Origin of the sequence: Salmonella sp. 741265073_HBA (assembly GCF_046569105.1) — a bacterium.
Lineage (GTDB): Bacteria > Pseudomonadota > Gammaproteobacteria > Enterobacterales > Enterobacteriaceae > Salmonella > Salmonella enterica.
In genome coordinates, this window is the sequence record NZ_JBKFRY010000001.1 from 112,678 (window position 1) to 139,158 (window position 26,481).

Below are 26,481 nucleotides of genomic sequence, written 5' to 3' on the forward strand. Positions count from 1 at the left end.
TCAGGGAAGACATTCATTGGGATTTATAAAGCAATCAACCTCATCACATGCCCGTTTAAATGTGCCTACGCTGGTGCAGGTTGCGGCTATGGCGATTATTTTGATTCGCGGTCTCGATGTGCTGATGATTATGAATACCCTCGGCATACGTGGGATGGGCGAGTTTATTCATCGCAGTGTGCAGACGTGGAGCTTAACCCTGGTCTTTCTGGCAAGCTTAGTGCTGGTCTTTGTTGAAATTTATTGTGCGTTTTCGCTGGTGAAAGGCCGTAGCTGGGCGCGCTGGGTGTACCTGGCGACACAAATTATTGTGAGCGGATATCTGTGGGCGGCGTCGTTAGGCTACGGGTATCCGGAGTTGTTTAGCATCGCGGGAGAATCGAAGCGTGATATCCTGCATTCCCTGGTCATGCAAAAACTCCCCGATCTTTTAATTCTGTTTCTGCTGTTTATTCCCGCTCCCAGCCGTCGGTTCTTCCGGCTGCAATAATGTGTATAATCGTCGCCCCGGATAATATGAAGGTTTTTTGGTATGCAGTGCGCACTCTATGACGCGGGTCGCTGCCGTTCCTGTCAATGGATTACGCAGTCGGTTAACGAACAACTTTCCGCAAAAACAGCCGATTTACATCGTTTGCTGACCGGGCTGCCTGTTGAACAGTGGTGCGCGCCGACTGGCGGCCCGGAACAGCATTTCCGCAACAAAGCGAAAATGGTCGTGAGCGGTAGTGTAGAAAAACCGCTCTTCGGGATGCTGCATCGCGACGGTACGCCAGTCGATCTTTGCGGCTGCCCGCTGTATCCCGCCTCCTTTGCCCCCGTATTCAGCGCGCTAAAACCTTTTATTGCCCGTGCCGGACTCACGCCTTATAACGTGGCGCGAAAACGTGGCGAACTGAAATACCTGTTGCTGACGGAAAGTCAGTTCGATGGCGGCATGATGCTACGCTTCGTGTTGCGTTCAGAAACCAAACTTACGCAACTTCGCGCGGCGTTACCGTGGCTGCGTGCGCAACTGCCGCAGCTCAGGGTGATCACCGCAAATATCCAGCCGGTACATATGGCGATTATGGAAGGGGAGACGGAAATCTACCTGACGGATCAGCAGGCGCTGGCGGAACGTTTTAACGATGTGCCGCTGTGGATTCGTCCGCAAAGTTTCTTTCAGACCAACCCTACGGTCGCCAGCCGATTATATGCAACGGCGCGCGATTGGGTAGGGCAACTGCCGGTACGCCATATGTGGGATCTTTTTTGCGGAGTGGGCGGATTCGGCCTGCACTGCGCGACGCCGCAGATGCAATTAATCGGTATTGAGATCGCGCCGGAGGCGATTGCCTGCGCGAAGCAATCCGCTGCCGAGCTGGGATTGACCCGCCTTCATTTCCAGGCGTTGGATTCCACCCAATTCGCCACCGCACAAGGCGAAACGCCCGACCTGGTGTTGGTGAATCCTCCCCGCCGTGGCATTGGCAAGCCGTTGTGCGATTACCTTGCACAAATGGCGCCGCGTTTTATTATTTATTCAAGCTGTAACGCGCAGACGATGGCGCAGGATATTCGTCATCTGCCGAACTACCGTATTCAACGTGTTCAGCTTTTCGATATGTTCCCGCATACCGCGCATTATGAAGTGTTAACACTGCTTTGCAGGCTGTAGCGCCAAAAGCCAGACATACAAAATATCTATATTAACTATCTAATTATCCATAAATAATAATAACCATGATCGATCGATAAAAAACTCCGATCGATCATGGTTATATATTAACCTATTTTTGCAAATCAAATCACAAATAATCACTTTAAATCTTTTAATGACTAATTTTGATTATTACAGTGCGTGTAAGGCAAAATTAGACAAGGTGGTTTATCGGGTAAATTTCAATAGCATCAGCGAAGCAATACGTAACGTCAGTAAAGGGGTCAATCATGACAACGAATAGGCACGCTTATGGAGGGCGTTCAGACGATGTTTGCCAAATTTATAGATGTTATTCAAACGTTTTTAACTGAACCGGCAATATTAATTGGGATATTAGTCGGTGTTGGCTATGCGCTGGATAAAAAGACACCTATAAAAATTATCACCGGTATGATCAGCGCGATGGTCGGTTTGATGATGGTGTTATTTGGCGGCTTTCAATTTTCAGCCACTTTTAAACCGGTTGCAGAGGCAGTCAGCAAGGCTTATGGCGTGCATGGATACTTAATGGATTCATATGCCATGAAAGCCGCGACGCAAATAGCGCTGGGCGATAATTTCGGCTATGTAGGATACGTTTTTGTACTGGCATTTTTTACTAACCTGATATTAGTTTTATTTGGCCGTTATACCGGCGCAAAAGGTATATTTCTTACCGGTAATACCGGGGTCTCACATTCACAGGCGGTACTGTGGTTAATTGTCTTCTGGCTGGGGTTCGGTTGGGTACAATCCATTGTGATTGCCGGGGTATTGACCGGGGTTTTTTGGGCGTTTTCAACTACGCTTATTGTTAAACCCATTGCCAAAGTGACCAATAACGCCGGTTTTACCATCGCGCATAACCAGATGTTGGGACTGTGGTTTTTCTCGAAATTCGCGCATAAATTCGGCGATCCGGAAAAGCATGACGCCGAAAACCTGAAACTTCCCGGTTGGTTAGCCATTTTTAACCACAACGTGACGGCAATCGCCATTGTGATGACGCTCTTCGTTGGCGGTTTTTTATTGGCGACAGGGATCGATAACGTACAGTTAATGGCGAAAGGCAAACCCTGGTATATCTATATCATCAATCTGGGCCTGCAATTCTCTATGTATATGGTCATCTTACTGCAGGGCGTGCGGATGATGGTTGGTGAAATTAACGGTTCGTTTAAAGGATGGCAGGATCGCTTTATTCCTAACGCTATACCGGCTGTGGATGTTGCTGCTTTATTACCTTTTTCGCCGAACGCGGCCACGCTGGGATTCGTCTTTTGTACCTTCGGCACGATTTTTTCCATGGGCATTCTGCTGCTCATCCATAGCCCTATTATGGTATTGCCTGGTTTTGTTCCGCTCTTCTTTTCCGGCGGTCCCATCGGCGTATTAGCCAACCGAATGGGGGGATATCGTTCCGTTATTATTTGTACTTTCCTGTTAGGGATTATTCAGACTTTCGGTACGGTATGGGCCATTCCTTTAACCGGGCTGGCAAAAGAAGGTGTGGGCTGGACGGGAATATTTGACTGGGCGACTCTGTGGCCTGCGATTTGTGAATTACTGAAATTTATTGCTTCAACGTTCCATCTTGGTCCTTATTCCATTTAATTGATTCGGTTTATATAAAGGATTTTATCATGAAAGATTCTGTAAATATTTTATTCGTATGCGGTTATGGTGTAGGCAGTAGCGTAATGTTACAGACTGTGGTTAAAAAAGCGTTAGCAAAATATGACTTCTCTTTTGATATGGAGCATACGGCAGCGGGAGAGGTCGGTGGATTTACCGACTGGGCAGATATTTATGCGATTTCAAAAAAATTGCTTGATGTCGTTAGCCTCGATCCTAAACACGGACAATATCTCATTCCCATTGAAAATATCATGGATGGCGAATCAATAGGTAAACAGATTTACGATGTGGTAGAGAAAAATTTTCCGCACCTGCTCAACAAATGAGGCTGAGTCATGAAAGCGATTATTCTGCTGTTTGACAGTCTGAATAAAAACTATTTGCCGCCCTATGGCGATTTGCTAACGAAAGCGCCTAACTTTCAACGCCTGGCGGCACATGCCGCCACCTTTGACAATAGTTATGTCGGCAGTATGCCCTGTATGCCAGCCCGTCGGGAACTGCACACCGGGCGCTATAATTTCCTGCATCGTGAGTGGGGGCCGCTGGAACCCTTTGATGATTCCATGCCGGAATTATTGAAAAAAGCGGGGATCTACACCCATCTTATCAGCGATCATTTGCATTACTGGGAAGACGGCGGCGGTAACTACCATAACCGCTATAGCTCCTGGGACGTAGTACGCGGTCAGGAGGGCGATCACTGGAAGGCAAGCGTTGGCGAGCCGCCCATTCCGGAAGTACTGCGCGTTCCACAAAAACAAACCGGAGGCGGCGTTTCCGGGCTATGGCGTCATGACTGGGCGAACCGCGAATACATCCAGCAGGAAGCCGATTTTCCCCAGACGAAAGTTTTTGACGCCGGGTGCGATTTTATCCATAAAAATCATGCCGAAGATAACTGGTTATTGCAGGTTGAGACGTTCGATCCGCATGAGCCGTTTTATACCACCGAGGAATATTTATCGCTCTATGACGATGAGTGGCAAGGTCCGCATTATGACTGGCCGCGCGGCAAAGTCAGTGAAAGTGAGGAGGCGATAGCGCATATTCGCTGTCGTTATCGGGCCCTGGTTTCCATGTGCGACCGCAATCTGGGACGTATCCTTGATCTGATGGATGAACACGATCTCTGGCGCGATACGATGCTGATTGTCGGTACCGATCACGGCTTCTTGCTGGGGGAGCACGGTTGGTGGGCTAAAAATCAAATGCCCTATTATAACGAGGTGGCGAATAACCCGCTGTTTATCTGGGACCCGCGCAGCGCGGTATGCGGAGCGCGACGGCAGTCGCTGGTGCAGACGATTGACTGGGCGCCAATGCTACTGGATTATTTTCAACAACCTATTCCCGCAGATATGCAGGGCCAACCGCTGGCGAAAGTCATTGCCAGTGATGAACCCGTCAGGGAAGGCGCTCTGTTTGGCGTGTTTAGCGGACATGTTAATGTTACCGACGGACGGTATGTTTATATGCGGGCCGCGCAGCCGGGGCGTGAGCATGACATTGCGAACTACACGTTAATGCCGATCAAGATGAATGCGCGTTATGACGTGGATGAACTGGGAAAATTATCTCTGGCGCCTCCGTTTAAATTCACTAAAGGGCTTCAGGTATTACGTATTCCGGCCAGGGAAAAATATAAAGGTGTGAATAGCTTTGGTCATCTCTTGTTTGATCTCAGAGACGATCCGCAGCAGCAACATCCTATTCATGATGAGGCCATCGAAGCAAGGATGATCAACTTACTTATCCGTTTGATGAAAGAAAATGATGCTCCGGCGGAGCAGTATCGCCGTCTGGGTCTGGATGTTATCTAAAAACGTAACAATGTTGTAAGCCGGGTACGCGTTAGCGTCACCCGGCAAGTATTAGTCCGAATCGCCTGTTGATGCAGGCGTTTGAGACTGATGACAAACTGTAGAATGCTCAATGGCGCTGCGCTTATCAGGCCAGGATGATTTCGTGGTCTGAATAAGGTATTTATACTGCCATTTCGCAACACGGTGGGCTAATCACATACGTCTTACTGCGGGAACCACTGATCGCTGATTTTCTGATAAGTGCCGTCCGCTTTAATGGCGGCCAGCGCATTATTCAGTTTTTCCAGCAACGCCTTATTGTCCGGGCGCACCGCGATGCCAAGTCCGGTACCGAAGTATTGCGGATCGGTCACTTTCTCTGTTGCCGGACCCAGTTGCGGATTCGTTTTCAGCCACTCATTGACCACTGCGGTATCGCCAAAGACACCGTCAATACGGCCATTTTTCAGGTCGATAATCGCATTCTGGTAGCTGTCGTAGGCCACGGTTTTGACCTCCGGATGTTTATCCTGGAGATATTTTTGATGCGTGGTGCCATTTTCCATACCGATACGCTTACCTTTTAGATCGGCAAAGGTTTTATAGGTGTCTTTTTTGGCAATCACCAGCGCGGAATTCGCATAATAGGGATTGCTAAAGGCGACCTGCTTACTGCGCTCCGGGGTAATGTCCATTCCGGAAATGACGGCATCATATTTTCTGAATTTCAGCGCCGGGATAAGACTATCGAAAGCATGATTGGTAAAAGTACATTCTGCCTGCATTTGCTTGCATAATGCGGTTGCCAGATCGATATCGAAGCCCACAATTTTATTACTCGCATCCAGGGATTCAAACGGGGGATAGGTGGCGGAAACCCCGAAATTGATTTTTTCAGCGGCGATGCTGCCAGTGGCGAAAGAGGCGAGTAATGCGGCCAGAACTAACTTTTTCATGATGTCACTCCCGTAATCTTATGATTATGCGCCGTGTCTGCGGCATAGATTTACAATGCCATCAATTGAATTTGTATGCAATAAAAATGATTAAATATTTTTAAATGGATAAAAAAAGACGGACAAGTTAACCACTTGTCCGTCGGGTTTATTCAAAATTATGCATCGTAGGCTTGATAAGCGCAGCGCCATCTGACCATTGTCGAACGGCGGCGAGAATGCCTTATCCTGCCTGGTTAATTGCGCCGCTCAAACGCCAGGGCTTTACGCTCAATCAAACGCATCATCAGCGTCAATAGACCGTTGACGACCAGGTAAATTACGCCTGCCGCGCCAAATACCATCACATCGTAGGTACGACCATAGAGCAACTGACTGTACCCCATGACCTCCATCAAGGTGATGGTATAGGCCAGCGAGGTACTTTTGAAGACCAGTACCACCTCATTAGAATAGGAGGAGAGGGCGCGTTTAAACGCATAGGGCAACAAAATCGCCAGCGTATCTTTCTTACTCATCCCCAGCGCGCCGCAGGACTGCCACTGACCTTCCGGAATCGCGCGAATCGCGCCATAAAATAGCTGCGTAGTATAAGCGGCGCTGTTTAGCGACAACGCGATCAGTGCGCACAGCCACGGTTCAGACAGTAGATGCCAGAGTAGCGGATACTCTTGCAGTGTCGGGAATTGACCGGGTCCGTAGTAGATCAGGAAAATTTGCACCAACAACGGCGTACCGGTAAACAACGTGATATAGCCGCGCACCAGCCACACCACGAACGGCGTTTTTAGCGTCAGGATGATGGTAAAAACTAACGCCAGCACCAAAGCGACGGCAATAGAAGCCACGGTCAGCGTCAGGCTGGTGTGTAGCCCTTTTAGCAGTTCAGGTAAATACTCAAGCATTAGTCCGGCCTCCGCTCAAAACGTGTCGCGCGCAGGTCTATGCGTTTGAGAATGTACTGACTGATCAGCGTAATGACCAGGTAAATAGCCGCCGCAATAATGTACCAGTTAAACGGTTCCTGGGTGCGTGTGGCAATACTTTTGGTCTGCAACATTAGATCGTTAACGCTGATAAGGCTGACCAGAGCCGTATCTTTTAGCAACACCAGCCACTGATTACCCAGCCCTGGCAGGGCGTGACGCCACATCTGCGGCATCACCAGACGGAAAAAAATCGCCGTCTTTGATAATCCCAGTGCCTGACCCGACTCCCACTGACCAGACGGAACGGCTTTCAGCGCGCCGCGTAGCGTCTGCGACGCATAGGCCGCATACAGCAGGGACAACGCAATCACGCCGCACAGGAACGGACTGACGTCAAAGTTCTCAATCTCCATTTGCACCGGGATCTGCGTAAAGCCGAGATGGAGGGTAAACCCGTCAGATAGCGTAAGCAGGAGTTGCGAGGAGCCGAAATAGATAAACAGCACCACCAGAATTTCCGGCAGACCGCGCAAAATAGTGACCAGCGCGGAGCCTATCCAGGCAATCGGGCGCCATTTTACGGACTCCCAGACGGCAAAGAACATGGCTAACGCGAGGCCAATGATCAGCGCGCAGACGGCAAGGCCGACGGTCATCCCGGCGGCGCTTGCTAAAGGAAAAAATTCGTTCATCAAAGATTACTTCTGGAACCATTTGTTATAGATGGTCTCGTAAGTCCCATCTTTCTTCACTTTTTCCAGCGCAGTATTGAATTTCTGCTGCAGCTCGGTGTTGCCCTGACGTACCGCGATACCCAGGCCGGTGCCGAAATAATCTTTATCGGTGACTTTATCGCCGACCGGTGCCAGCTTAGGATTGGCTTTCAGCCATTCGGTCACGACCGCCGTGTCGCCGAAAACAGCGTCGATACGGCCATTTTGTAGATCCAGCTTCGCGTTCTGATAGCTGTCATACGGTACGGTGGTGATTTCCGGATGCTTATCCATGATGAATTTCTGGTGCGTCGTACCGTTCTGCACGCCGACTTTCTTACCTTTCAGTTGATCGACGCTGGTGTATTTGCCCTGCTGACCCACGAACAGCGCGGAGTTGTCGTAATATGGCGTGGTAAACAGCACCTGCTTTTCACGTTCCGGCGTGATATCCATTCCCGCCATTACAGCGTCGAAGCGGCGGAATTTCAGGCTGGGGATCAGGCTGTCGAACGCCTGATTGGTAAAGGTACAGGAGGCGTCGATCTCTTTACATAGCGCGTTGGCCAGGTCGACGTCAAAGCCGACAATCTTGTTATTAGCATCCATCGATTCGAACGGCGGATAGGACGCTTCGGTCGCAAAACGAATGGTCTGGGCTGCTGTAGCGGAAAGGCTAAAGCCTGCAATTAGCGCGGCAATCAGAACTTTTTTCATTGTCATTGTCCCGAATCTTAGTGAGAGAGATAGTTTTTGAACGCTTCGGTCTGAGGGTGGGCAAAGCAACCCGCATCACCGTGCTCGACGATGTGACCATTTTCCATATAAATCACACGACTGGCGGTCTTACGCGCCACTTCGACTTCATGCGTAACGATCACCTGAGTAATGTTCGTTTCCGCCAGCTCATGAATAATACTGACGATTTGAGCGGTAATTTCCGGGTCCAGCGCGGCGGTCGGTTCATCAAACAGCAGCACCTGCGGCTCCATCATCAGCGCGCGGGCAATCGCGACGCGCTGCTGCTGACCGCCGGAAAGGTGCAACGGATAACGATCGCTATATGGCTTCAGACGTAGACGCTCCAGCAGCTTTTCTGCGCGCGCCAGCGCCTGATCTTTTGTCAGACCCAGTACGCGGCAGGGCGCTTCAATCAGATTCTGCACAACGGTGAGATGCGGCCAAAGATTATATTGCTGAAAGACCATTCCGACATTTTGACGTAGCTCACGAATCGCCTTATCGGACGGCGTTTTCGTAAAGTCAAAATGGTTCCCGGCGATAGTCAGAGTGCCGGAGCGCGGCATCTCAAGCAGATTGAGTACACGCAGCAGCGAACTTTTACCCGCCCCGCTTGGGCCAAGCAACACCAGCGTTTCGCCTTCGGGGCAATCCAGCGTGATATCGAACAGCGCCTGATGCGCGCCGTAAAAGCAATTAATGCCGTTTAATTGAATACTCATTGACACTCGTATACAGGCAGTCTGATAGCTATTGAAGCCGCAGATAGTACCTTTCGCAGAATAGTTATGCAATATTTATGCGTTAAAAGTTAAATATATCCCACATTCTTTCCTAAACATAGCACAAAATAGCAGGAGGAATAGTAGGTAAGAAGAATTGTCGGCATCCCGGGCAGAATGCCAGACAATTTACGGGGTTATGGGTGCAAAAGCGGGGAATACTGGCTGTTAACGGTTTTCTATCGACTGGCGCAGCGTACCGGCAGGGGCATGGACATCTCCGCCCAGATAGCGAACGTCGTCAATCACCCAGCATGAGCCTTCGTGAATCATAAGCACTTCATCCTGCCAGCTTTGATCGCCCTGTTTTAACGCCACCCGCAGAGGAATATTGCGCGCATCTCGGTTCGGAATGGTTGATGCGCTGGCGACGCTGGCGCTATCCGGCAGCGTAGCGCGGCTGGAGAACAGATCGCCGCTCATCAACTGACGGTGCTCCGTATCGCGGCTGGCGTTGGTCAACAATTTCGCCAGGTTATCACTCAAGTAGGGGCGAAGCGCGGCGATATCATTGCTGTGGTGTTGAATACGGTAGTCGTAAAATTGTTGAGCCACGCTGTCCGGGCCGCCTTCCACACACGCGCCGATACGCGGGCCATTATCTTTGTAGGCGGGAGTGACGGTCGTACAGGCGCTAAGCAGAAGCGCGCACGGGATGAGCAAAGAGAGTTTAGAATAGCGCATGATGATTTCCTTATAGGCGATCGAGCAAAAACCGATCTACGATAATCAATTATATCCTTTCAATGATAGCGTATCAGCTTGATAATGCGTTTGAGATCGTGTGCTTAGCTAACCCGGGAGATTCACTATGCAGTTTTCAACAACCCCAACGCTGGAAGGACAAAGCATCGTGGAGTATTGCGGTGTGGTGACGGGCGAAGCCATTTTAGGCGCCAATATTTTCCGCGATTTTTTCGCCGGCATTCGGGATATCGTCGGCGGACGTTCCGGCGCGTATGAGAAAGAGCTGCGTAAAGCGCGTGAAATCGCTTTCCAGGAACTTGGCGAGCAGGCTAAAGCGTTGGGTGCCGATGCGGTGGTAGGCATCGATATTGATTACGAAACTGTCGGCAAGGATGGCAGTATGCTGATGGTCAGCGTCAGCGGAACGGCGGTGAAAACGCGCCGATGAGAGCGCTACTGTGGCTGGTTGGTCTTGCGTTGCTGTTAACAGGCTGCGCGAGCGAAAAAGGAATTATCGATAAAGAGGGATATCAGCTTGATACCCGACATCGGTCGCAGGCGGCCTATCCGCGCATTAAAGTCCTGGTGATTCACTATACGGCGGAAAACTTTGACGTTTCGCTGGCGACGTTAACGGGCCGCAACGTCAGTTCGCATTACCTGATTCCCGCAACCCCGCCATTATATGGCGGTAAACCGCGCATCTGGCAACTGGTGCCGGAACAGGATCAGGCCTGGCATGCGGGCGTCAGTTTCTGGCGAGGCGCCACGCGTCTCAATGATACGTCTATTGGCATTGAGCTGGAAAATCGCGGCTGGCGAATGTCCGGCGGGGTGAAATCTTTCGCGCCGTTTGAATCCGCGCAAATTCAGGCATTGATTCCGTTAGCGAAGGACATTATCGCGCGCTATGACATCAAACCGCAGAATGTGGTGGCCCATGCGGATATCGCGCCGCAGCGTAAAGACGATCCCGGCCCGCGCTTCCCGTGGCGCGAGCTGGCGGCGCAGGGGATTGGCGCCTGGCCTGACGCCCAGCGTGTGGCGTTTTATCTGGCTGGACGCGCGCCGTATACGCCAGTCGATACCGCAACGGTGCTTGCGTTACTCTCGCGCTATGGTTATGAAGTCAAAGCCGATATGACGGCACGCGAGCAGCAGCGGGTGATTATGGCGTTCCAGATGCACTTCCGTCCGGCGCAATGGAACGGTATCGCAGATGCCGAAACGCAGGCGATTGCCGAAGCATTACTGGAGAAGTACGGCCAGGATTAACGCGGTAAATTTCCGTGATCGCGTAGCCAGGCGGCGGTGCGTTCAATGCCTTCGTCCAGCGTGACGATGGGCTGGTAGCCCAACTCGTCCTGCGCGCGAGTTGTATCGAGCGTAAAATCAAAATTCAGTTTTGACACGCCGTAATGCGTTAGCGGGGGCTCTTTGGCGGATTTTTTGCCGAAGCGCTCCATACTGCGGGCGATCATATCCAGCATCGGGTAAGGCACAGAGCGAATGCGGCAGTCGATAGTCAGTTCATCAATTAACTTTTGTACGATGCTGCGTAAGGTGCGGTTTTCGCCGTTAGTGATGTTATAAGCGCGGCCAGAAGGCAGATGATCGCAGCCCGGCTGGCTGGCCAGCCACATGGCGTGGATCGCATTTTCATAGTAGGTCATATCGACCAGCGCGCTGCCCCCGTGCGGTAATAAGACGCTACCGTAATGGTGCATCATATGCGCCAGACGTGGGATAAATACTTTATCGTGCGGGCCAAACAGGCTTTGCGGACGCAACACCGTAAAACGTGTTTGCGGATTAGCCTGCGCCAGCAGATTAATCACCTCTTCACCGGCGGCTTTACTGCGGGCGAACTCATTGGCAAACCGATGCGGACGGAAATCCTCTTTGATATCACGGTGATGGTGGTAATCAAAATAGAGCGAGGGAGAGGAGATATGAATAAAATTGCGCACGCCCCAGGCGACCGCCCATTCTCCCAGACGGCGGGTGGCGCGAACATTCGCCAGATCGAAAGCTTGTTGGGTTCCCCAGGGCGAGGTAAAGCTGGAGCAGTGCCACAACGTGTCGATCCCGGCGAGCATCACTTTAGCCTGCGAGGAGACCAGTTCGGTTAAATCCGCATGGACGAATTCCGCGCCCATTTTTTCAAGCAGCTTGCCCATCGCTTCATTGCGACCCGTCGCTCTGACGCTGATGCCTTTATTGCGCAAAAATTCAACCGCGTTTCGACCTAAGCCGCTGGTGGCGCCGGTAACCAGTACCTTCATATCAATCCACTGTGTTTAATAAACCGTCGTGCGCATTCTTCCGTGAATTACGTCGGTATGCAATGGGAAACACGAAAGAATACAGCAACTTTTTCTCATTTTTCTGTGATTTGTTCTGCAAGTCGGGCAATACGCCTTGCCATTCCCCGGAAAATAAACAGGTGCGCCGGGATCATCAGTAGCCAGTAAATCAGGCCCGGCATTCCGTGTGGATGCCACCAGGCGCGCACGTCAATTTCGCGGTAGCGGCCTTTATCGTGCAGCGTGAAGCTAAGCCGCCCCAGACCCGGCGCTTTCATGCCAAACAAGAGCGTGAGCTGTTTTTCTGGTTCGACAATGATCACTTTCCAGCTATCTACCGTATCGCCAGGCTTGAGCAAGGTATGCGACGGGCGGCCTTTCGCCAGTTTATGCCCCACCAGACGGTCCATCGCGGCGCGCGTCTGCCACAAAATATTGCCGAAAAAATAGCCCTCTTTGCCACCCAACCGATTTACGACCTGCCATAGCGCCGATAGGCTGGCCGGGGTCTGCGCGGTAAAGCCCGCCTGCTTTGGAAAATAGCCGTATTCGGGACGCCAGCGGGCGAAGGCCAGCGCGTCGTAGCCCCAATCGCTGGAGTTCACCAGTTTTTCTTCTTCTTTTAGCGTGCGGCGAACGGCGTCATCAAAGGTGATAAGCGTTTGGGGGATCAACTTTTTTAACGCGGCGTCATCGGCCAGCAAATCGTGCCTTAACCCCTGGATTAAGGCTTTTGCGGTAGTCGGCGGCACGGAGGTAATGACGTTTAAAAACCAGACCGAAATCCAGCGGGTCGGAAAAGGAACCGGGATCAGCGGACGCCGTTTACCGCTGACGGCCATAAAACGTTCAAACTGCTGCTGATAACTTAATACCTGCGGCCCGGCGGCTTCCAGAATACGATGCTCGCGCGCAGGGTGGTCCAGCAAGCCGACCAGGTAGTAGAGTAAATTTTCCAGGGCGATGGGCGTGGTGCGCGAACGCACCCAGCGCGGCGGCGTGAGTATTGGCAGGTTGTAAACCATGTCGCGCATGACTTCGAAGGCGGCGGAGCCTGCGCCGACGATGATCCCGGCGCGTAATTCCGTCACCGGTACGCCTGCGTCGCGCAGCGTGTCAGCCGTAAGCTGGCGGGCGCGCAGGTGATCGGATTGCTCATGCGCCGGTGCCTGCAGTGAACTGAGGAAAATAAGTTGCTTAACCGGCGTCTGGCGCAGCGCGTCGCGCACGTTGAGCGCCGCCTGACGCTCATGGGCGATAAAATCGCCGCCTTCGCCCATGCCGTGTACCAGATAGTAAACGGTATCAATGTCGCGAAGCAGCGCGGGTAAATTTTCCGGCCAGTGCAGATCGACCTTATGACAACTGACGTTGGCGAGGCGCTGTTTTTCCAGACGTTCCACGCGTCGCGCCGCCGCCCGCACCTGATGTCCTTGCTGACTTAGCGCAAAGACCAGGTGCTGGCCGATATAGCCGCTGGCGCCGAGGACCAGAATGCGTTGCGCCACGTTGCTCTCCTTAGCGGGCTAAAAAGGCGCGCCAGTGGGCGACGACGTCGGCAAGCTGTTCGCGAGAAACATCCAGATGCGTCACCAGACGCACAATCGGCGCGGCGTTAATCAGGATATTCCGTTCCCGCAAATAGTCGCCAAGCGCGGCGGCCTGTGCTTCGCCAACGCGAACAAACAGCATATTCGTTTCGTGGCGCATGACCTCCGCGCCCGCTTCGCGAAGCTGCTGCGCCAGCCAGGCGGCATTATCATGATCCTCTTGCAGACGCGCCACGTTATGCTTCAGCGCATACAGTCCGGCCGCTGCCAGAATCCCGGCCTGACGCATTCCGCCGCCGACCATTTTACGCCAGCGCGTCGCGCGTTTAATGTAATCGCGGTTGCCGACCAGCAGCGAACCGACCGGCGTTCCGAGACCTTTTGACAGGCAGATGGTAAAAGAGTCGCAATACTGCGTAATCTCTTTTAACTCACAGCCGTAGGCAACCACCGCGTTAAAAATTCGGGCGCCGTCAACGTGCAGCGCCAGTCCACGTTCGCGGGTAAATGTCCAGGCGTCTTTCAGATACGCGCGCGGCAGCACTTTCCCGTTATGCGTATTTTCCAGACTGAGCAGGCGCGTGCGCGCGAAGTGGATGTCATCCGCTTTAATCTTCGCCGCCACGTTCTCCAGCGGCAGCGTACCGTCCGCGGCGGCGTCGATGGGCTGCGGCTGAATGCTGCCGAGCACCGCAGCGCCGCCAGCTTCATAGAGATAATTATGCGCGCCCTGGCCAACGATATACTCTTCGCCGCGTTCACAATGGCTAAGCAGCGCGACCAGATTGGCCTGGGTGCCGGTGGGTAAAAAAAGCGCCGCTTCTTTACCGGAAAGGTCGGCGGCGTAGCGCTGAAGGGCGTTAACAGTAGGGTCATCGCCGTATACGTCGTCCCCGACCGGAGCTGTCATCATCGCCTCGAGCATGGCGCGGCCCGGTCGGGTAACGGTATCACTGCGTAAATCAATCATGGCACATCCCTGGATTTTAAAAGGTGATGTGCACTGTTTTACCTTAGCCAGTTCGTTTTCGCTAGTTCGATCACTTCATCGCCGCGGCCGCTAATAATGGCGCGCAGCATGTACAGGCTAAAGCCTTTCGCTTGTTCCAGTTTGATCTGCGGCGGGATCGCCAGCTCTTCTTTTGCCACGACCACGTCAACCAGTACCGGGCCGTCAATGGAAAACGCGCGCTGTAGCGCTCCGTCCACGTCTGCGGCTTTTTCCACGCGAATACCGGTAATACCGCAGGCTTCGGCGATACGCGCGAAATTGGTGTCGTGCAGTTCGGTACCGTCGGTAAGGTAGCCGCCGGCTTTCATTTCCATCGCCACAAAGCCCAGCACGCTGTTATTAAAGACGACGATTTTTATCGGCAGCTTCATCTGTACCACCGAGAGAAAATCGCCCATCAGCATACTGAAGCCGCCATCACCGCACATCGCGATAACCTGCCGACCCGGCGCGGTGGCCTGAGCGCCGAGCGCCTGCGGCATGGCGTTGGCCATTGACCCGTGGTTAAACGAGCCCAGCAGGCGGCGCTTGCCGTTCATTTTTAGATAGCGGGCCGCCCAGACGGTCGGCGTGCCGACATCGCAGGTAAAAATAGCGTCGTCAGCGGCGAAATGGCTAATTTGTTGCGCCAGATATTGTGGATGGATGGCTTTGTCGCTGAGTTTGGCTAAGTCATCAAGTCCCTTACGGGCGTCCCGATAGTGCTCCAGAGCTTTATCGAGGAATTTACGATTGCTTTTTTCTTCCACCAGCGGTAGCAGGGCGCGAAGCGTGGCTTTAATATCGCCCACCAGCGCCATGTCGACTTTGCTGTGCGCGCCAATACTGCCCGGGTTGATGTCAATCTGAATGATTTTGGCATCGCTCGGATAAAAGGCGCGGTAGGGGAACTGGGTGCCGAGCAGGATCAGCGTATCGGCGTTCATCATGGTGTGGAAGCCAGAAGAGAAGCCAATCAGGCCGGTCATTCCCACATCATAAGGGTTATCGTACTCAACGTGCTCTTTGCCGCGCAGGGCATGAACGATTGGCGCTTTTAGCTTTGCCGCCAACGCGACCAACTCCTCATGCGCGCCCGCGCAGCCGCTACCGCACATCAATGCGATATTGCTGGAGTAGCGCAGCAGTTGCGCCAGTTTTTTCAGCTCTTCCTCCGCCGGTGTGACGACGGGGTGCGGGGCATGGTACCAATGAGTGACGGCGTTTTCAGGCGCAGGTTTCAGCGCCACGTCACCCGGAAGTACGACCACGGAGACGCCGCGGTTTAGCACCGCTTTGCGCATGGCGATGGCGAGTACCTGTGGGATCTGCTCCGGGCTGGAAACCAACTCGCAATAGTGGCTGCATTCACGGAACAACTCCTGCGGGTGGGTCTCCTGGAAATAACCGCTGCCGATTTCACTGGACGGAATATGGGCGGCGATCGCCAGAACAGGGACGTGGTTACGGTGGCAATCAAACAGGCCATTGATCAGGTGCAGGTTGCCCGGTCCGCATGAACCGGCGCACACTGCCAGCTCGCCGGTAAGCTGCGCTTGTGCGCCGGCGGCGAAAGCGGCGACCTCTTCGTGGCGGGTTGGCATCCATTCAATGGTTCCCATACGATTAAGACTATCGCTCAGGCCGTTCAGGGAGTCGCCAGTGACGCCCCAGATTCGTTTTACGCCAGCCTGTTCCAGCGTTTTGGCGATGAAAGCAGCAACGGTTTGTTTCATGGTTCTCCATCTCCTTAAATGTGATAACGGTTACAAGTTTAGTTGAAGATGACGATGACGTTTTTCTTTGGCGAAGAGAGGGCGAAAGGATGAAGCGAGCGGCAAATCGCCCGGTGGCGCTAACGCTTACCGGGCCTACTATGGAACGTTTACCGATTATGCGAGAACAAGATCGCCCTGCGGATGGCAGGAGCAGGCCAGTACGTAACCTTCGGCAATCTCCGCCTCGCTCAGCGTCATGGTGCTGCTCACCGTATAGTCGCCGGAAACGACTTTGGTTTTACAGCAGCCGCAAACACCTGCCCGACAGGCAGCGGCAACCGGTACTTTATTACTCTCCAGCGCCTCCAGCAGCGTTGTACCGATCGGGGCATAAAATTCCTGCGCTGGCTGTAGTTTGGTGAATTTCAGGCCGCTGGTTGCCGTTTCCGCCACCGGCGTGAAGAACTTCTCTTTAAAGAAGCGCGTTACGCCAAGCGCTTTCACGCCCTGTTCGACGAAATCCATATAGGGCGCCGGGCCGCAGGTCATGATGGTGCGCGATGCCAAATCCGGTACGCGCTGTAACAATTCCGTGGTCAGACGGCCCACGACAAAACCTTCCGTGGCATGATTTTCCGCCACTAGCGTGACCGGATACTGTTGCCACTCGTCGGCAAAAATCACATCATCCGGCGAACGGACGTTAAAGATGACCTGCACATCGGCCTGCGGGCGGTATTTCGCCAGCCAGCGACGCATCGACATGATTGGCGTTACGCCACAACCGGCGGCGAGCAGCAGAAACTTATCTTCTGTTTTATCGTCACAGGTAAAATCGCCCATTGCATCAGACAGCCAGATGTAATCGCCGCGCTTGATGTCATGGGTCAACCACTGTGAACCCGTGCCATCTTCAATCCGACGAACGGTCAGCGTGATATATTCACTGACGCCCGGCGTAGACGAAAGGGTGTAGGCGCGTAGCGTTTCCGCTGAATTACGCACGCTCACCAGCGCATACTGCCCGGCGCGGTAAGGGTAGTAGTCATGGCATAATAGCGCAATTGTCCATACATCCGGTGTCTCCTGACGGATGTGATGCACCTGCATTCGCCAGGGACATTGTGAGGTTGGCATCGTCATCAGTGACCTCCTTACGCGCTCAGCAATTGCTTCATGTCTTCTTCAACGGTGGTCACGGAACGCAGACCGAACTTCTCGTTGAGGATAGCCAGTAGATCCGGCGTGAAGAAGCCCGGCGCGGTCGGCCCGGTGACAATATTTTTCACGCCTAATGACAGCAGCGTCAGCAGAATCACGATCGCTTTCTGCTCAAACCAGGAGAGTACCAGCGATAGCGGCAGATCGTTGACGCCGCAGCCCAGTTTTTCCGCCAGCGTCACCGCCAGGATAATCGCGGAGTAAGCATCGTTACACTGACCGGCATCGACCAGACGCGGCAGCCCTTCGATGTCGCCGAACTCCAGTTTGTTGAAACGGTATTTACCGCACGCCAGAGTCAGGATCAGGCAGTCATCCGGTACGCTGGTGGCGAAATCGGTAAAGTAGTTACGCTCGCCGCGCGCGCCGTCACAGCCGCCGACCAGGAAGATGTGGCGCAGTTTTTCACGGCTGACCAGATCGATGAGCGTATCGGCAGCGCCGAGCAGGGTCTGACGGCCAAAACCGACGGTGATAAGATGCGGAATTTCGCTGTACGGGAAGCCCGCCATCTGCTGCGCCTGGGCAATGACCGGCCCGAAGTCATCGCCTTCAAGATGGCTAACACCCGGCCAGCCGACGATGCTACGGGTCCAGATACGGTCGTCATAGCTGCCCACGGTCGGGTCGATAATGCAGTTAGAGGTCATCACGATTGGGCCAGGGAAGCGGGCGAATTCGACCTGCTGATTCTGCCAGCCGCTGCCGTAGTTACCGACCAGATGTTTGAATTTACGCAGTTCCGGATAGCCGTGTGCGGGCAGCATTTCACCGTGAGTGTAGACGTTAACGCCGGTGCCTTCGGTCTGCTCCAGCAGGTTGTAGAGATCTTTCAGATCGTGACCGGAGATCAGAATGCACTTGCCTTCAGTCGCTTTGACGTTGACCTGAGTCGGCGTTGGGTGACCGTATTTGGTGGTTTCACCGGCATCCAGAATGCTCATCACTTTGAAGTTCATCTGGCCGATTTCCATTGCGCACTCCAGCAGCGCGTTCATGTCAGCAGGCCAGGTGCCGAGCCAGGCCATGATTTTGTGGTACTGGGCGTAAATGTCGTTGTCGTATTGACCGAGAACGTGCGCGTGCTCCATATACGCCGCCGCGCCTTTCAGACCGTACAGGCACAGCAGACGCAGGCCGAGGATGTTCTCGCCAATGGCGGCTTTGTCTTTATTCGGGGTAAATTCCGCCGCCTGACGTTGCAGTTCGCCCAGATCGTCGCTAACCAGTTGCAGATCGGCCATCGGATTGTCGCAATGCGCATTGGCATCCACGCTCAGGCACTGCGCTTTCAACGCTTCACGCAAGGCAATCGCTTCACGGGCGTAGCCGACGATACGCGGAGAGTCGAAGTTAACGTTGGTCAGCGTGGAGAAAAACGCGCGCGGCGCAAAGTTATCAACGTCGTGATTAATGATGCCATATTCACGGGCCTTCACCGCCCAGGCAGACAAACCTTGCAAAGCCGCAATCAGCAGATCCTGCAGATCGGACGTTTCAGCTGTTTTACCGCACATTCCCTGCGCGTAGGAGCAGCCGTTTCCGGCTGGTGTACGGATGGTTTGTTCACATTGCACACAAAACATGGTCACACCTTTTAAAGTTATATTTAATATACATGTTTAAGATTATGCCTGTGAACAAAGGGATAAAAGGGATTTCTGCCATAATGTGCAAGGAGATTGATTTAGCGCAATTTTGGCGGCAGATGCCTACCGCCAAAGAGGTATCAGGCCGAGAAGAACGCCATTAAGAGGGGGACCAGCAGGCTGAGGATAAAGCCATGTACGATAGCCGCCGGAACAATCTCTACGCCGCCGGAGCGCTGTAATACCGGCAACGTAAAGTCCATTGAGGTCGCTCCGCACAGGCCCAACGCCGTTGAACGGCTGCGGCGAATCAGACCGGGAATAAGCATAATGGCCAAAAGTTCGCGGGCCAGATCGTTAAAAAATGCCGCGCTGCCGATAACCGGTCCAAACGACTCCGTCAACAAAATACCGGAAAGAGAGTACCAGCCGAAACCTGACGCCATCGCCAGGGCGGTTTTTAGCGGTAAGTCCAGGATAAACGCATTAATCACGCCGCCCAGTAATGAGCTTGCCACGACAACGACCGCGACCATCATTCCCCGGCGGTTAAGCACAATTTGCTTTAAGGTCATGCCGCTATTTCGTAGCTGAATCCCCACCAGGAACAATAAAAAGATCAGCGTATATTCACTGGCTTCGGTGGCGTGCTGTAAAACAGAGAGTCCGCTCAGGCCGATAACAAACCCCAATACCACTACGCCGCACAGTTGTAGCGACTCCAGCGCCATGGCAATACGCGAAGGCAGTTTTTCCTGCTGATGATGGTGACGCCACGGGATGATACGTTCCAGCCACAATAAGGCAGCGATATTACACAATAAAATAATCGTAATACTGACGGCGGAATAATGAAAAATCGCCACCAGATTACTGGCGAGGTTATCCAAAAACGCCAGGCTTATTCCCATAAAAAAGAGAATAAGATACACGATCCAGCTCAGTAGCCGGTTAATAAGTTGTAATGCGGCTTTATGTCGCAGTGGAATGAGATAGCCCACAATCAGTGGAACCAGAATGATTAAAAGTCCTGAAAACATGAACAGCCGGGCCCTTTTTTATTGTTTGAATAGTGTACATGACACTACCGAATTCCAGACTATCAGTAAAGCGACACCGTCAGCCGTACATTTATCAGACAGTTGCCTCAGGCAAAGGGGGGAATATCACGCCAGGTGGAAGCATTTGCCGTTATACTGCGGTGAGTTTAATGGAGTGGTGACGCTTTTCTGGAGGAAGCATGATTCTCGAACGCGTTGAAATAGTGGGATTTCGCGGTATCAACCGACTGTCGTTGATGCTGGAACAAAACAACGTGCTGATTGGGGAAAACGCCTGGGGCAAATCCAGCCTGCTGGATGCGCTGACTCTGTTATTGTCGCCGGAGCTCGATCTCTACCATTTTGTCCGTGAGGATTTCTGGTTTCCGCCTGGCGACATAAAAGGACGCGAGCATCACCTGCATATTATTCTGACTTTTCGCGAAACGCAGCCAGGGCGGCATCGGGTACGTCGTTATCGAGCGCTGGAAGCATGCTGGTCGCCTTGCGAGGATGATTTTCACCGTATTTTTTATCGGCTAGAGGGCGAATGCGGCGCCGATGGCAGCGTGATGACGCTGCGCAGTTTTCTCAATAGCGATGGGCAGCCATTGCCGGTGGAAAATATTAACGATCAGGTGCGCCACCTGGTTCGTCTGATGCCAGTGCTACGTTTGCGCGATGCGCGCTTTATGCGACGTATTCGCAACGGTACAGTGCCTAATGTGCCGGATGTTGAAGTCACGGCCAGACAGCTGGATTTTCTGGCGCGTGAGTTGGCGACCCGGCCGCAAAATTTAACCGACGGGCAGATTCGCCAGGGACTGTCCGCGATGGTGCAACTGCTTGAGCACTATTTTTCGGAGCAGGGCGCAGGACAGGCGCGTCACCGACTCATGCGCCGGCGTTCGCAAAATGAGCAACGTAGCTGGCGCTATCTGGATATTATTAATCGGATGATCGACAAACCGGGCAGCCGGTCGCATCGGGTGATCCTGCTGGGGCTTTTCTCCACGCTGTTACAGGCGAAAGGGACGCTGCGGTTACATAAAGACGCGCGACCATTACTGCTGGTGGAAGATCCGGAAACCCGTTTGCATCCCATTATGCTTTCAGTCGCCTGGCAATTGCTCAATCTGTTACCGCTACAGCGGATAGCGACGACTAACTCAGGCGAATTGCTCTCGCTAACGCCGGTGGAGCATGTCGTACGGTTGGTGCGCGAATCTTCCCGCGTCGCCGCCTGGCGTTTGGGCCCGGGCGGGTTAAGCGCGGAAGATGGACGGCGCATCGCCTTTCATATCCGCTTTAATCGCGCGTCGTCGCTGTTTGCGCGTTGCTGGCTACTGGTGGAAGGCGAGACGGAAACCTGGGTTATTAATGAGCTGGCGCGTCAGTGTGGACATCATTTTGATGCAGAGGGCATTAAAGTCATTGAGTTTGCTCAGTCCGGTCTGAAACCGCTGGTGAAGTTCGCCCGCCGTATGGGAATCGAGTGGCATGTCCTGGTGGATGGCGACGAAGCGGGGAAAAAATATGCCGCGACGGTCCGCAGCCTGCTTAATAACGATCGGGAAGAAGAACGCGAACATCTCACGGCGCTGCCTGCGCTGGATATGGAACATTTTATGTATCGTCAGGGCTTTGCCGATGTTTTTCACCGGGTTGCGCAGCTTCCGCCTAATGTACCGATGAATACCCGGAAAATTATCACTAAAGCTATCCACCGCTCGTCAAAGCCGGATTTGGCGATTGAAGTCGCGATGGAAGCCGGGCGGCGGGGAATTGACGCCGTGCCGCCGCTGTTCAGAAAGATGTTCTCGCGCGTGGTTTGGCTGGCGCGGGGCCGGGCGGATTAGCGTTTGAATGTGGCCGGAACCTGTTCGACGACGCTATCGAGTAAAGAATAGCGGCGGCGATACTCGGCCCGTTTTTTACTGGCGATCTCCGCTTCGCTTTTTCGGGCGATCGCCAGCGGCAGCGTATAGTAATTCCCTTTAATTCTTTCACCGCCTAACGATTCCCAAAACGCGTCATAGTCGGCATGCATTTGCGTCTTTTTATCCATGTATCGCCAGCTACGATAAACGTGCGCATCGTTACTCACGGCTATAATCTTTTCTGCCTGAAAGACTTGCGCAAACTGACAGAGAGCCTCCATCACGATGCGTTTGGGAAAAAGACCATGGCAGGCTTTGGTCGCCTGCTGGATAATTTCGTGAGGAACGTCGTTTGCCGCGCCCTGTAATCCGCCGATAAATAGTGTGCGTTGTTGGTTAAAGCGACACAGGGTAAATGTGATCTCTGCCAGAATACGTAACTGTGCGTCGCGAACAACAATAGTGCTTTCACCTTCTTTATCCAGTGAGACCAGACTGACTAAATCAAGTTGAAACAACTCGCCGGTTTTAGTTTCAAATTTAGCAAGATTCAGGCCATACTGACTTAAATAGCTAACCTGTTGTTCCCGCGATAAAAGTTGGCGCATCTGTTGATAATGAAAACACAGAGCGTCTAAGGCGAAATCGCGTTTAATATTTACAGCCATATAAGGACGATGTAGCCGAATAGGCAAACGCGGCTGACGAGCAAGTAACGTATTTAACTCCGGCCATTGGGTGAGATTAGTCAGTAATTGGCTGGTCGCACGCGGCATGACTAATGAGCGGATTAAAAACTTGCGACGAAAGCTGGCTTTACGCCAGAATTTTCCTGGCTGTAATTGCCCGCGCGTCAGACGAATAAATAATTGTAAAGGAGAGATGTAATCTGAAGTGTACCAGGTATTATCTGTAAGCTGTGTCATGATCGTAATCCGCGACATAAGATTGTCGAGATTGAACCACAGGAAACATTAACCAATCGTCAATACAGCCGGCGCTATCTTTATTGCGTCAGCTTTGTTTAGATACGGTTTACTTTCTGGTTAAAATTTTGCCGTCAGGGTTTCTATGCGTGCTAAGGGAAAGAAATTTAAAAAGCGTTATCTGGTCATTATTTTAATTCTTTTAGTGGGGGGGATGGTTAGCTGGCGAATGATAAATGCGCCGCTGCCAACTTATCAGACATTAATCGTGCGGCCAGGCGATCTTGAACAGAGTGTACTGGCGACTGGAAAACTGGACGCGTTGCGTAAAGTGGATGTCGGCGCGCAGGTGAGCGGCCAGTTGAAAACGCTGCTGGTCTCCATTGGAGATAACGTTAAAAAAGATCAGCTACTCGGCGTGATTGACCCAGATCAGGCGGAGAACCAGATAAAAGAGGTCGAGGCCACCCTGATGGAGCTGAACGCGGAGCGTCAGCAGGCAGCCGCTGAGTTAAAGCTGGCGCGGGTTACGCTGGCGCGCCAGCAGCAGTTAGCTAAGACTCAGGCGGTATCGCAACAGGATCTGGATACCGCGGCGACGGAGGTGGCGGTTAAACAGGCGCGTATTGGCACCATAGATGCCCAGATCAAACGTAATCGGGCCTCGTTGGACACCGCGAAAACCAACCTGGAATATACCCGTATTGTTGCCCCCATGGCGGGGGAAGTGACGCAAATCACTACCCTGCAAGGACAAACGGTGATTGCAGCTCAGCAGGCGCCCAATATTCTGACGCTGGCGGATATGAGCACTATGCTGGTAAAAGCGCAGGTCTCGGAAGCGGACGTGATCCATCTTCGGGCGGGGCAGAAAGCATGGTTCACCATTGCAGGCGATCCGCAAACGCGCTATGAAGGCGTTTTAAAAGATATTCTGCCGACGCCGGAAAAGATCAACGATGCTATTTTTTATTACGCCCGGTTTGAAGTGCCGAATCCCAAAAGAATCTTGCGTCTTGATATGACCGCACAGGTTTATATTCAACTCATGGATGTCAAAAATGTGTTGATTATTCCTCTCGCCGCGCTTGGCGAACCGGTGGGCGGCAATCGTTATAAAGTGGCGCTGTTGCGTAACGGCGAAAAACGTGAGCGCGAAGTGATCATTGGCGAGCGTAACGATACAGACGTGGAAGTGGTTAAAGGTCTGGAAGCGGGCGATGAGGTGATCATCGGCGAGAGCAGGCCAGGAGCGACGCCATGACGGCATTGCTTGAACTGCGCAATGTGAGTCGCAGCTACCCCTCCGGAGAAGAGCAGGTGGCGGTGTTAAAAGATATCTCCCTGCAAATCCACGCCGGGGAGATGGTGGCGATCGTCGGCGTTTCCGGTTCTGGAAAATCAACGCTGATGAATATCCTCGGGTGCCTGGATAAACCGACCAGCGGCACTTATCGGGTGGCGGGGCGGGACGTCTCGACGCTGGACCCGGACGCGCTGGCGCAGCTGCGGCGTGAGCATTTTGGCTTTATCTTTCAGCGCTACCATCTGTTGTCGCATTTAACGGCAGCGCAAAATGTTGAAATCCCCGCCGTCTACGCCGGCATTGAACGCAAAAAACGCCAGGCGCGCGCCAGAGAGTTGCTTTTGCGGCTGGGATTAAGCGATCGCGTCGATTACCCACCTTCACAGCTTTCTGGCGGACAGCAGCAGCGTGTCAGTATTGCCCGCGCGCTGATGAACGGCGGACAGGTGATTCTGGCGGATGAGCCGACCGGCGCGCTGGATAGCCATTCCGGCGAAGAGGTGATGGCGATTTTGCGCCAACTGCGCGATCGCGGACATACGGTGATCATTGTGACGCACGATCCGCTGATTGCCGCCCAGGCGGAGCGGATTATTGAAATTCACGATGGCAAGATTGTCCATAATCCGCCCGCGCAGGAAAAGAAACGCGAACAGGGCGTTGACGCTGCCGTAGTTAATACGGCTCCCGGCTGGCGGCAATTTGCCAGCAGCTTTCGCGAAGCGCTGTCGATGGCGTGGTTAGCGATGGCCGCTAACAAAATGCGTACTTTACTGACCATGCTGGGAATTATTATCGGTATTGCGTCGGTGGTGTCGATTGTGGTGGTCGGCGACGCCGCAAAACAGATGGTACTGGCGGATATCCGCGCTATGGGCACTAACACGATTGATATTCATCCAGGCAAAGATTTCGGCGACGACAACCCGCAGTATCGACAGGCGCTGAAATATGACGATCTGGTCGCTATTCAGAAACAGCCGTGGGTTAACTCTGCGACGCCCAGCGTTTCAAAGAGCTTACGTCTTCGCTATGGCAATATTGATATTGCCGTAAATGCTAATGGCGTCAGTGGCGATTATTTTAACGTTTACGGCATGTCTTTTAGGGAGGGGAACACCTTCAATGCTGTACAGCAACAGGATCGCGCGCAGGTGGTGGTGCTGGATGCCAACACGCGACGCCAGCTATTTCCAAATAAAGCGAATGTCGTAGGGGAAGTGGTGCTGGTGGGTAATATGCCGGTTATTGTTATTGGCGTGGCGGAAGAGAAACCGTCCATGTACGGCAATAGCAATCTGTTGCAAGTTTGGTTGCCCTATAGCACGATGTCAGATCGCATAATGGGTCAGTCATGGCTTAACTCGATCACCGTTCGTGTGAAAGATGGCGTTGATAGCGATCAGGCTGAACAGCAGCTTACCCGCCTGCTCACCTTACGCCACGGTAAAAAAGACTTCTTCACCTGGAATATGGACAGCGTCCTGAAAACGGCTGAAAAAACCACCTATACTCTTCAGTTATTTCTGACGCTGGTGGCCGTCATTTCGCTGGTTGTCGGCGGCATCGGCGTTATGAATATTATGCTGGTTTCCGTCACCGAGCGAACGCGTGAAATCGGCATCCGTATGGCGGTAGGCGCGCGCGCCAGCGATGTGCTACAGCAGTTTCTTATTGAAGCGGTGCTGGTTTGTCTGGTTGGAGGAGCGCTGGGGATTAGCTTGTCGATGTTCATCGCATTTATGCTACAGCTTTTCCTGCCCGGCTGGGAGATCGGTTTTTCACTGACTGCGCTGGCGAGCGCGTTTTTATGTTCGACGTTTACTGGGATACTGTTTGGTTGGCTACCGGCGAGAAACGCGGCGCGACTGGACCCGGTGGATGCGCTGGCAAGGGAGTAATCTTGCTGACGTCATTTGTCGGCCTGATAAGATGTAACAGTGTCGCTATCAGGAACTGGCGTTAAATAAAAATGCCAGCCGATCGGGCTGGCATTTTGCCTCCTGGATGTACACAATG

At 52.9% G+C, this 26,481-nt stretch carries 24 protein-coding genes; 10 read left to right on the forward strand and 14 right to left on the reverse strand.

The window, feature by feature from the left end:
* Positions 1-16 precede the first annotated feature (16 nt).
* The 5 genes from ACLD3P_RS00550 to ACLD3P_RS00570 all read left to right on the forward strand — a co-directional run bounded on the left by ACLD3P_RS00550 (position 17) and on the right by ACLD3P_RS00570 (position 5,145).
* Positions 17-490: a YbjO family protein gene (locus tag ACLD3P_RS00550; protein WP_000505788.1), complete on the forward strand. Its 474-nt coding sequence runs from the start codon at positions 17-19 to the stop codon at positions 488-490.
* 42 nt (positions 491-532) lie between these two features.
* Positions 533-1,660, forward strand: a complete 1,128-nt coding sequence (gene rlmC, locus ACLD3P_RS00555) for a 23S rRNA (uracil(747)-C(5))-methyltransferase RlmC (RefSeq protein WP_411006526.1) — start codon at positions 533-535, stop codon at positions 1,658-1,660.
* A 294-nt stretch (positions 1,661-1,954) separates the two neighbouring features.
* Positions 1,955-3,298, forward strand: coding sequence for a PTS sugar transporter subunit IIC (locus tag ACLD3P_RS00560; RefSeq protein ID WP_000399318.1), 1,344 nt, complete (start codon positions 1,955-1,957; stop codon positions 3,296-3,298).
* A 29-nt stretch (positions 3,299-3,327) separates the two neighbouring features.
* Positions 3,328-3,648: a PTS sugar transporter subunit IIB gene (locus tag ACLD3P_RS00565; protein WP_000655399.1), complete on the forward strand. Its 321-nt coding sequence runs from the start codon at positions 3,328-3,330 to the stop codon at positions 3,646-3,648.
* A 9-nt stretch (positions 3,649-3,657) separates the two neighbouring features.
* Positions 3,658-5,145 (forward strand): sulfatase, encoded by a 1,488-nt coding sequence (locus tag ACLD3P_RS00570; protein ID WP_411006524.1) that lies wholly within the window; start codon positions 3,658-3,660, stop codon positions 5,143-5,145.
* Between the two features lie 206 nt (positions 5,146-5,351).
* Here ACLD3P_RS00570 and artJ read toward each other — a convergent pair whose 3' ends face one another.
* From artJ to ACLD3P_RS00600, 6 genes are all read right to left on the reverse strand, one after another.
* The gene (artJ, locus tag ACLD3P_RS00575; RefSeq protein WP_000737533.1) at positions 5,352-6,083 is read right to left on the reverse strand and encodes an arginine ABC transporter substrate-binding protein ArtJ; all 732 of its coding nucleotides are present in this window, start codon (positions 6,081-6,083) and stop codon (positions 5,352-5,354) included.
* Between the two features lie 236 nt (positions 6,084-6,319).
* The gene (gene artM, locus ACLD3P_RS00580; protein ID WP_000895393.1) at positions 6,320-6,988 is read right to left on the reverse strand and encodes an arginine ABC transporter permease ArtM; all 669 of its coding nucleotides are present in this window, start codon (positions 6,986-6,988) and stop codon (positions 6,320-6,322) included.
* Complete coding sequence (artQ, locus tag ACLD3P_RS00585) at positions 6,988-7,704, reverse strand: arginine ABC transporter permease ArtQ (protein WP_001001677.1); 717 nt, start codon at positions 7,702-7,704, stop codon at positions 6,988-6,990. Before artQ ends, artM begins: the two co-directional genes overlap by 1 nt.
* 6 nt (positions 7,705-7,710) lie before the next feature.
* A complete protein-coding gene (gene artI, locus ACLD3P_RS00590; RefSeq protein WP_000756586.1) occupies positions 7,711-8,442 on the reverse strand; it encodes an arginine ABC transporter substrate-binding protein ArtI in 732 nt (243 codons plus the stop codon).
* A 17-nt stretch (positions 8,443-8,459) separates the two neighbouring features.
* A complete protein-coding gene (gene artP, locus ACLD3P_RS00595) occupies positions 8,460-9,188 on the reverse strand; it encodes an arginine ABC transporter ATP-binding protein ArtP (RefSeq protein WP_000027186.1) in 729 nt (242 codons plus the stop codon).
* Positions 9,189-9,416: 228 nt separating this feature from the next.
* Entirely contained in the window at positions 9,417-9,932 is a 516-nt protein-coding gene (locus ACLD3P_RS00600; protein ID WP_058331312.1) for a lipoprotein, read from the reverse strand.
* Positions 9,933-10,059: 127 nt separating this feature from the next.
* On the opposite strand from ACLD3P_RS00600, the gene ACLD3P_RS00605 reads away from it, so the two are divergent.
* Together ACLD3P_RS00605 and ACLD3P_RS00610 are read left to right on the forward strand one after the other, a co-directional pair.
* A complete protein-coding gene (locus ACLD3P_RS00605) occupies positions 10,060-10,383 on the forward strand; it encodes a heavy metal-binding domain-containing protein (RefSeq protein WP_001160725.1) in 324 nt (107 codons plus the stop codon).
* Positions 10,380-11,210 carry an N-acetylmuramoyl-L-alanine amidase gene (locus ACLD3P_RS00610; protein ID WP_094964353.1) on the forward strand — a complete coding sequence of 277 codons (831 nt, stop codon included), beginning with the start codon at positions 10,380-10,382 and terminating at the stop codon, positions 11,208-11,210. The genes ACLD3P_RS00605 and ACLD3P_RS00610 overlap by 4 nt, the downstream gene beginning before the upstream one ends.
* On the opposite strand, the gene ACLD3P_RS00615 is transcribed toward ACLD3P_RS00610, so the two are convergent.
* The 7 genes from ACLD3P_RS00615 to ACLD3P_RS00645 all read right to left on the reverse strand — a co-directional run bounded on the left by ACLD3P_RS00615 (position 11,207) and on the right by ACLD3P_RS00645 (position 20,350).
* A complete protein-coding gene (locus ACLD3P_RS00615) occupies positions 11,207-12,220 on the reverse strand; it encodes an NAD-dependent epimerase/dehydratase family protein (protein WP_000866904.1) in 1,014 nt (337 codons plus the stop codon). The genes ACLD3P_RS00610 and ACLD3P_RS00615 overlap by 4 nt on opposite strands.
* Positions 12,221-12,315: 95 nt before the next feature.
* The gene (locus ACLD3P_RS00620) at positions 12,316-13,749 is read right to left on the reverse strand and encodes an SDR family oxidoreductase (RefSeq protein WP_000079007.1); all 1,434 of its coding nucleotides are present in this window, start codon (positions 13,747-13,749) and stop codon (positions 12,316-12,318) included.
* 10 nt (positions 13,750-13,759) lie between these two features.
* Positions 13,760-14,761, reverse strand: a complete 1,002-nt coding sequence (gene ltaE / locus ACLD3P_RS00625; RefSeq protein WP_000566346.1) for a low-specificity L-threonine aldolase — start codon at positions 14,759-14,761, stop codon at positions 13,760-13,762.
* Positions 14,762-14,799: 38 nt separating this feature from the next.
* Entirely contained in the window at positions 14,800-16,518 is a 1,719-nt protein-coding gene (gene poxB / locus ACLD3P_RS00630) for a ubiquinone-dependent pyruvate dehydrogenase (RefSeq protein ID WP_000815324.1), read from the reverse strand.
* 156 nt (positions 16,519-16,674) lie between these two features.
* Positions 16,675-17,643, reverse strand: a complete 969-nt coding sequence (gene hcr / locus ACLD3P_RS00635; RefSeq protein ID WP_131046185.1) for an NADH oxidoreductase — start codon at positions 17,641-17,643, stop codon at positions 16,675-16,677.
* Between the two features lie 11 nt (positions 17,644-17,654).
* Positions 17,655-19,307 carry a hydroxylamine reductase gene (gene hcp / locus ACLD3P_RS00640; RefSeq protein WP_000458785.1) on the reverse strand — a complete coding sequence of 551 codons (1,653 nt, stop codon included), beginning with the start codon at positions 19,305-19,307 and terminating at the stop codon, positions 17,655-17,657.
* 143 nt (positions 19,308-19,450) lie between these two features.
* Positions 19,451-20,350: a lysine exporter LysO family protein gene (locus ACLD3P_RS00645; RefSeq protein WP_076935422.1), complete on the reverse strand. Its 900-nt coding sequence runs from the start codon at positions 20,348-20,350 to the stop codon at positions 19,451-19,453.
* A gap of 200 nt (positions 20,351-20,550) precedes the next feature.
* On the opposite strand from ACLD3P_RS00645, the gene ACLD3P_RS00650 reads away from it, so the two are divergent.
* Complete coding sequence (locus tag ACLD3P_RS00650; protein WP_000599770.1) at positions 20,551-22,209, forward strand: ATP-dependent endonuclease; 1,659 nt, start codon at positions 20,551-20,553, stop codon at positions 22,207-22,209.
* Here the strand turns inward: ACLD3P_RS00650 and ACLD3P_RS00655 are convergent.
* Positions 22,206-23,156 (reverse strand): VirK/YbjX family protein, encoded by a 951-nt coding sequence (locus ACLD3P_RS00655; protein ID WP_131046184.1) that lies wholly within the window; start codon positions 23,154-23,156, stop codon positions 22,206-22,208. The two genes, ACLD3P_RS00650 and ACLD3P_RS00655, sit on opposite strands and share 4 nt — an antisense overlap.
* A gap of 145 nt (positions 23,157-23,301) precedes the next feature.
* Here ACLD3P_RS00655 and macA point away from each other — a divergent pair, with 145 nt between their 5' ends.
* Positions 23,302-24,420: a macrolide transporter subunit MacA gene (macA, locus tag ACLD3P_RS00660; RefSeq protein WP_131046183.1), complete on the forward strand. Its 1,119-nt coding sequence runs from the start codon at positions 23,302-23,304 to the stop codon at positions 24,418-24,420.
* Positions 24,417-26,363, forward strand: coding sequence for a macrolide ABC transporter ATP-binding protein/permease MacB (gene macB, locus ACLD3P_RS00665; protein WP_000125894.1), 1,947 nt, complete (start codon positions 24,417-24,419; stop codon positions 26,361-26,363). Before macA ends, macB begins: the two co-directional genes overlap by 4 nt.
* Positions 26,364-26,481 lie beyond the last annotated feature (118 nt).

Excerpts from the sequence above, each read along its gene's own strand:
- rlmC (WP_411006526.1), top strand. The coding sequence starts at position 533 with ATGCAGTGCGCACTCTATGACGCGGGTCGCTGCCGTTCCTGTCAATGG.
- ACLD3P_RS00560 (WP_000399318.1), top strand. The coding sequence starts at position 1,955 with ATGGAGGGCGTTCAGACGATGTTTGCCAAATTTATAGATGTTATTCAA.
- ACLD3P_RS00565 (WP_000655399.1), top strand. The coding sequence starts at position 3,328 with ATGAAAGATTCTGTAAATATTTTATTCGTATGCGGTTATGGTGTAGGC.
- ACLD3P_RS00570 (WP_411006524.1), top strand. The coding sequence starts at position 3,658 with ATGAAAGCGATTATTCTGCTGTTTGACAGTCTGAATAAAAACTATTTG.
- artJ (WP_000737533.1), bottom strand. The coding sequence starts at position 6,083 with ATGAAAAAGTTAGTTCTGGCCGCATTACTCGCCTCTTTCGCCACTGGC.
- artM (WP_000895393.1), bottom strand. The coding sequence starts at position 6,988 with ATGCTTGAGTATTTACCTGAACTGCTAAAAGGGCTACACACCAGCCTG.
- artQ (WP_001001677.1), bottom strand. The coding sequence starts at position 7,704 with ATGAACGAATTTTTTCCTTTAGCAAGCGCCGCCGGGATGACCGTCGGC.
- artI (WP_000756586.1), bottom strand. The coding sequence starts at position 8,442 with ATGAAAAAAGTTCTGATTGCCGCGCTAATTGCAGGCTTTAGCCTTTCC.
- artP (WP_000027186.1), bottom strand. The coding sequence starts at position 9,188 with ATGAGTATTCAATTAAACGGCATTAATTGCTTTTACGGCGCGCATCAG.
- ACLD3P_RS00600 (WP_058331312.1), bottom strand. The coding sequence starts at position 9,932 with ATGCGCTATTCTAAACTCTCTTTGCTCATCCCGTGCGCGCTTCTGCTT.
- ACLD3P_RS00605 (WP_001160725.1), top strand. The coding sequence starts at position 10,060 with ATGCAGTTTTCAACAACCCCAACGCTGGAAGGACAAAGCATCGTGGAG.
- ACLD3P_RS00610 (WP_094964353.1), top strand. The coding sequence starts at position 10,380 with ATGAGAGCGCTACTGTGGCTGGTTGGTCTTGCGTTGCTGTTAACAGGC.
- ACLD3P_RS00615 (WP_000866904.1), bottom strand. The coding sequence starts at position 12,220 with ATGAAGGTACTGGTTACCGGCGCCACCAGCGGCTTAGGTCGAAACGCG.
- ltaE (WP_000566346.1), bottom strand. The coding sequence starts at position 14,761 with ATGATTGATTTACGCAGTGATACCGTTACCCGACCGGGCCGCGCCATG.
- poxB (WP_000815324.1), bottom strand. The coding sequence starts at position 16,518 with ATGAAACAAACCGTTGCTGCTTTCATCGCCAAAACGCTGGAACAGGCT.
- hcr (WP_131046185.1), bottom strand. The coding sequence starts at position 17,643 with ATGACGATGCCAACCTCACAATGTCCCTGGCGAATGCAGGTGCATCAC.
- hcp (WP_000458785.1), bottom strand. The coding sequence starts at position 19,307 with ATGTTTTGTGTGCAATGTGAACAAACCATCCGTACACCAGCCGGAAAC.
- ACLD3P_RS00645 (WP_076935422.1), bottom strand. The coding sequence starts at position 20,350 with ATGTTTTCAGGACTTTTAATCATTCTGGTTCCACTGATTGTGGGCTAT.
- ACLD3P_RS00650 (WP_000599770.1), top strand. The coding sequence starts at position 20,551 with ATGATTCTCGAACGCGTTGAAATAGTGGGATTTCGCGGTATCAACCGA.
- ACLD3P_RS00655 (WP_131046184.1), bottom strand. The coding sequence starts at position 23,156 with ATGACACAGCTTACAGATAATACCTGGTACACTTCAGATTACATCTCT.
- macA (WP_131046183.1), top strand. The coding sequence starts at position 23,302 with ATGCGTGCTAAGGGAAAGAAATTTAAAAAGCGTTATCTGGTCATTATT.
- macB (WP_000125894.1), top strand. The coding sequence starts at position 24,417 with ATGACGGCATTGCTTGAACTGCGCAATGTGAGTCGCAGCTACCCCTCC.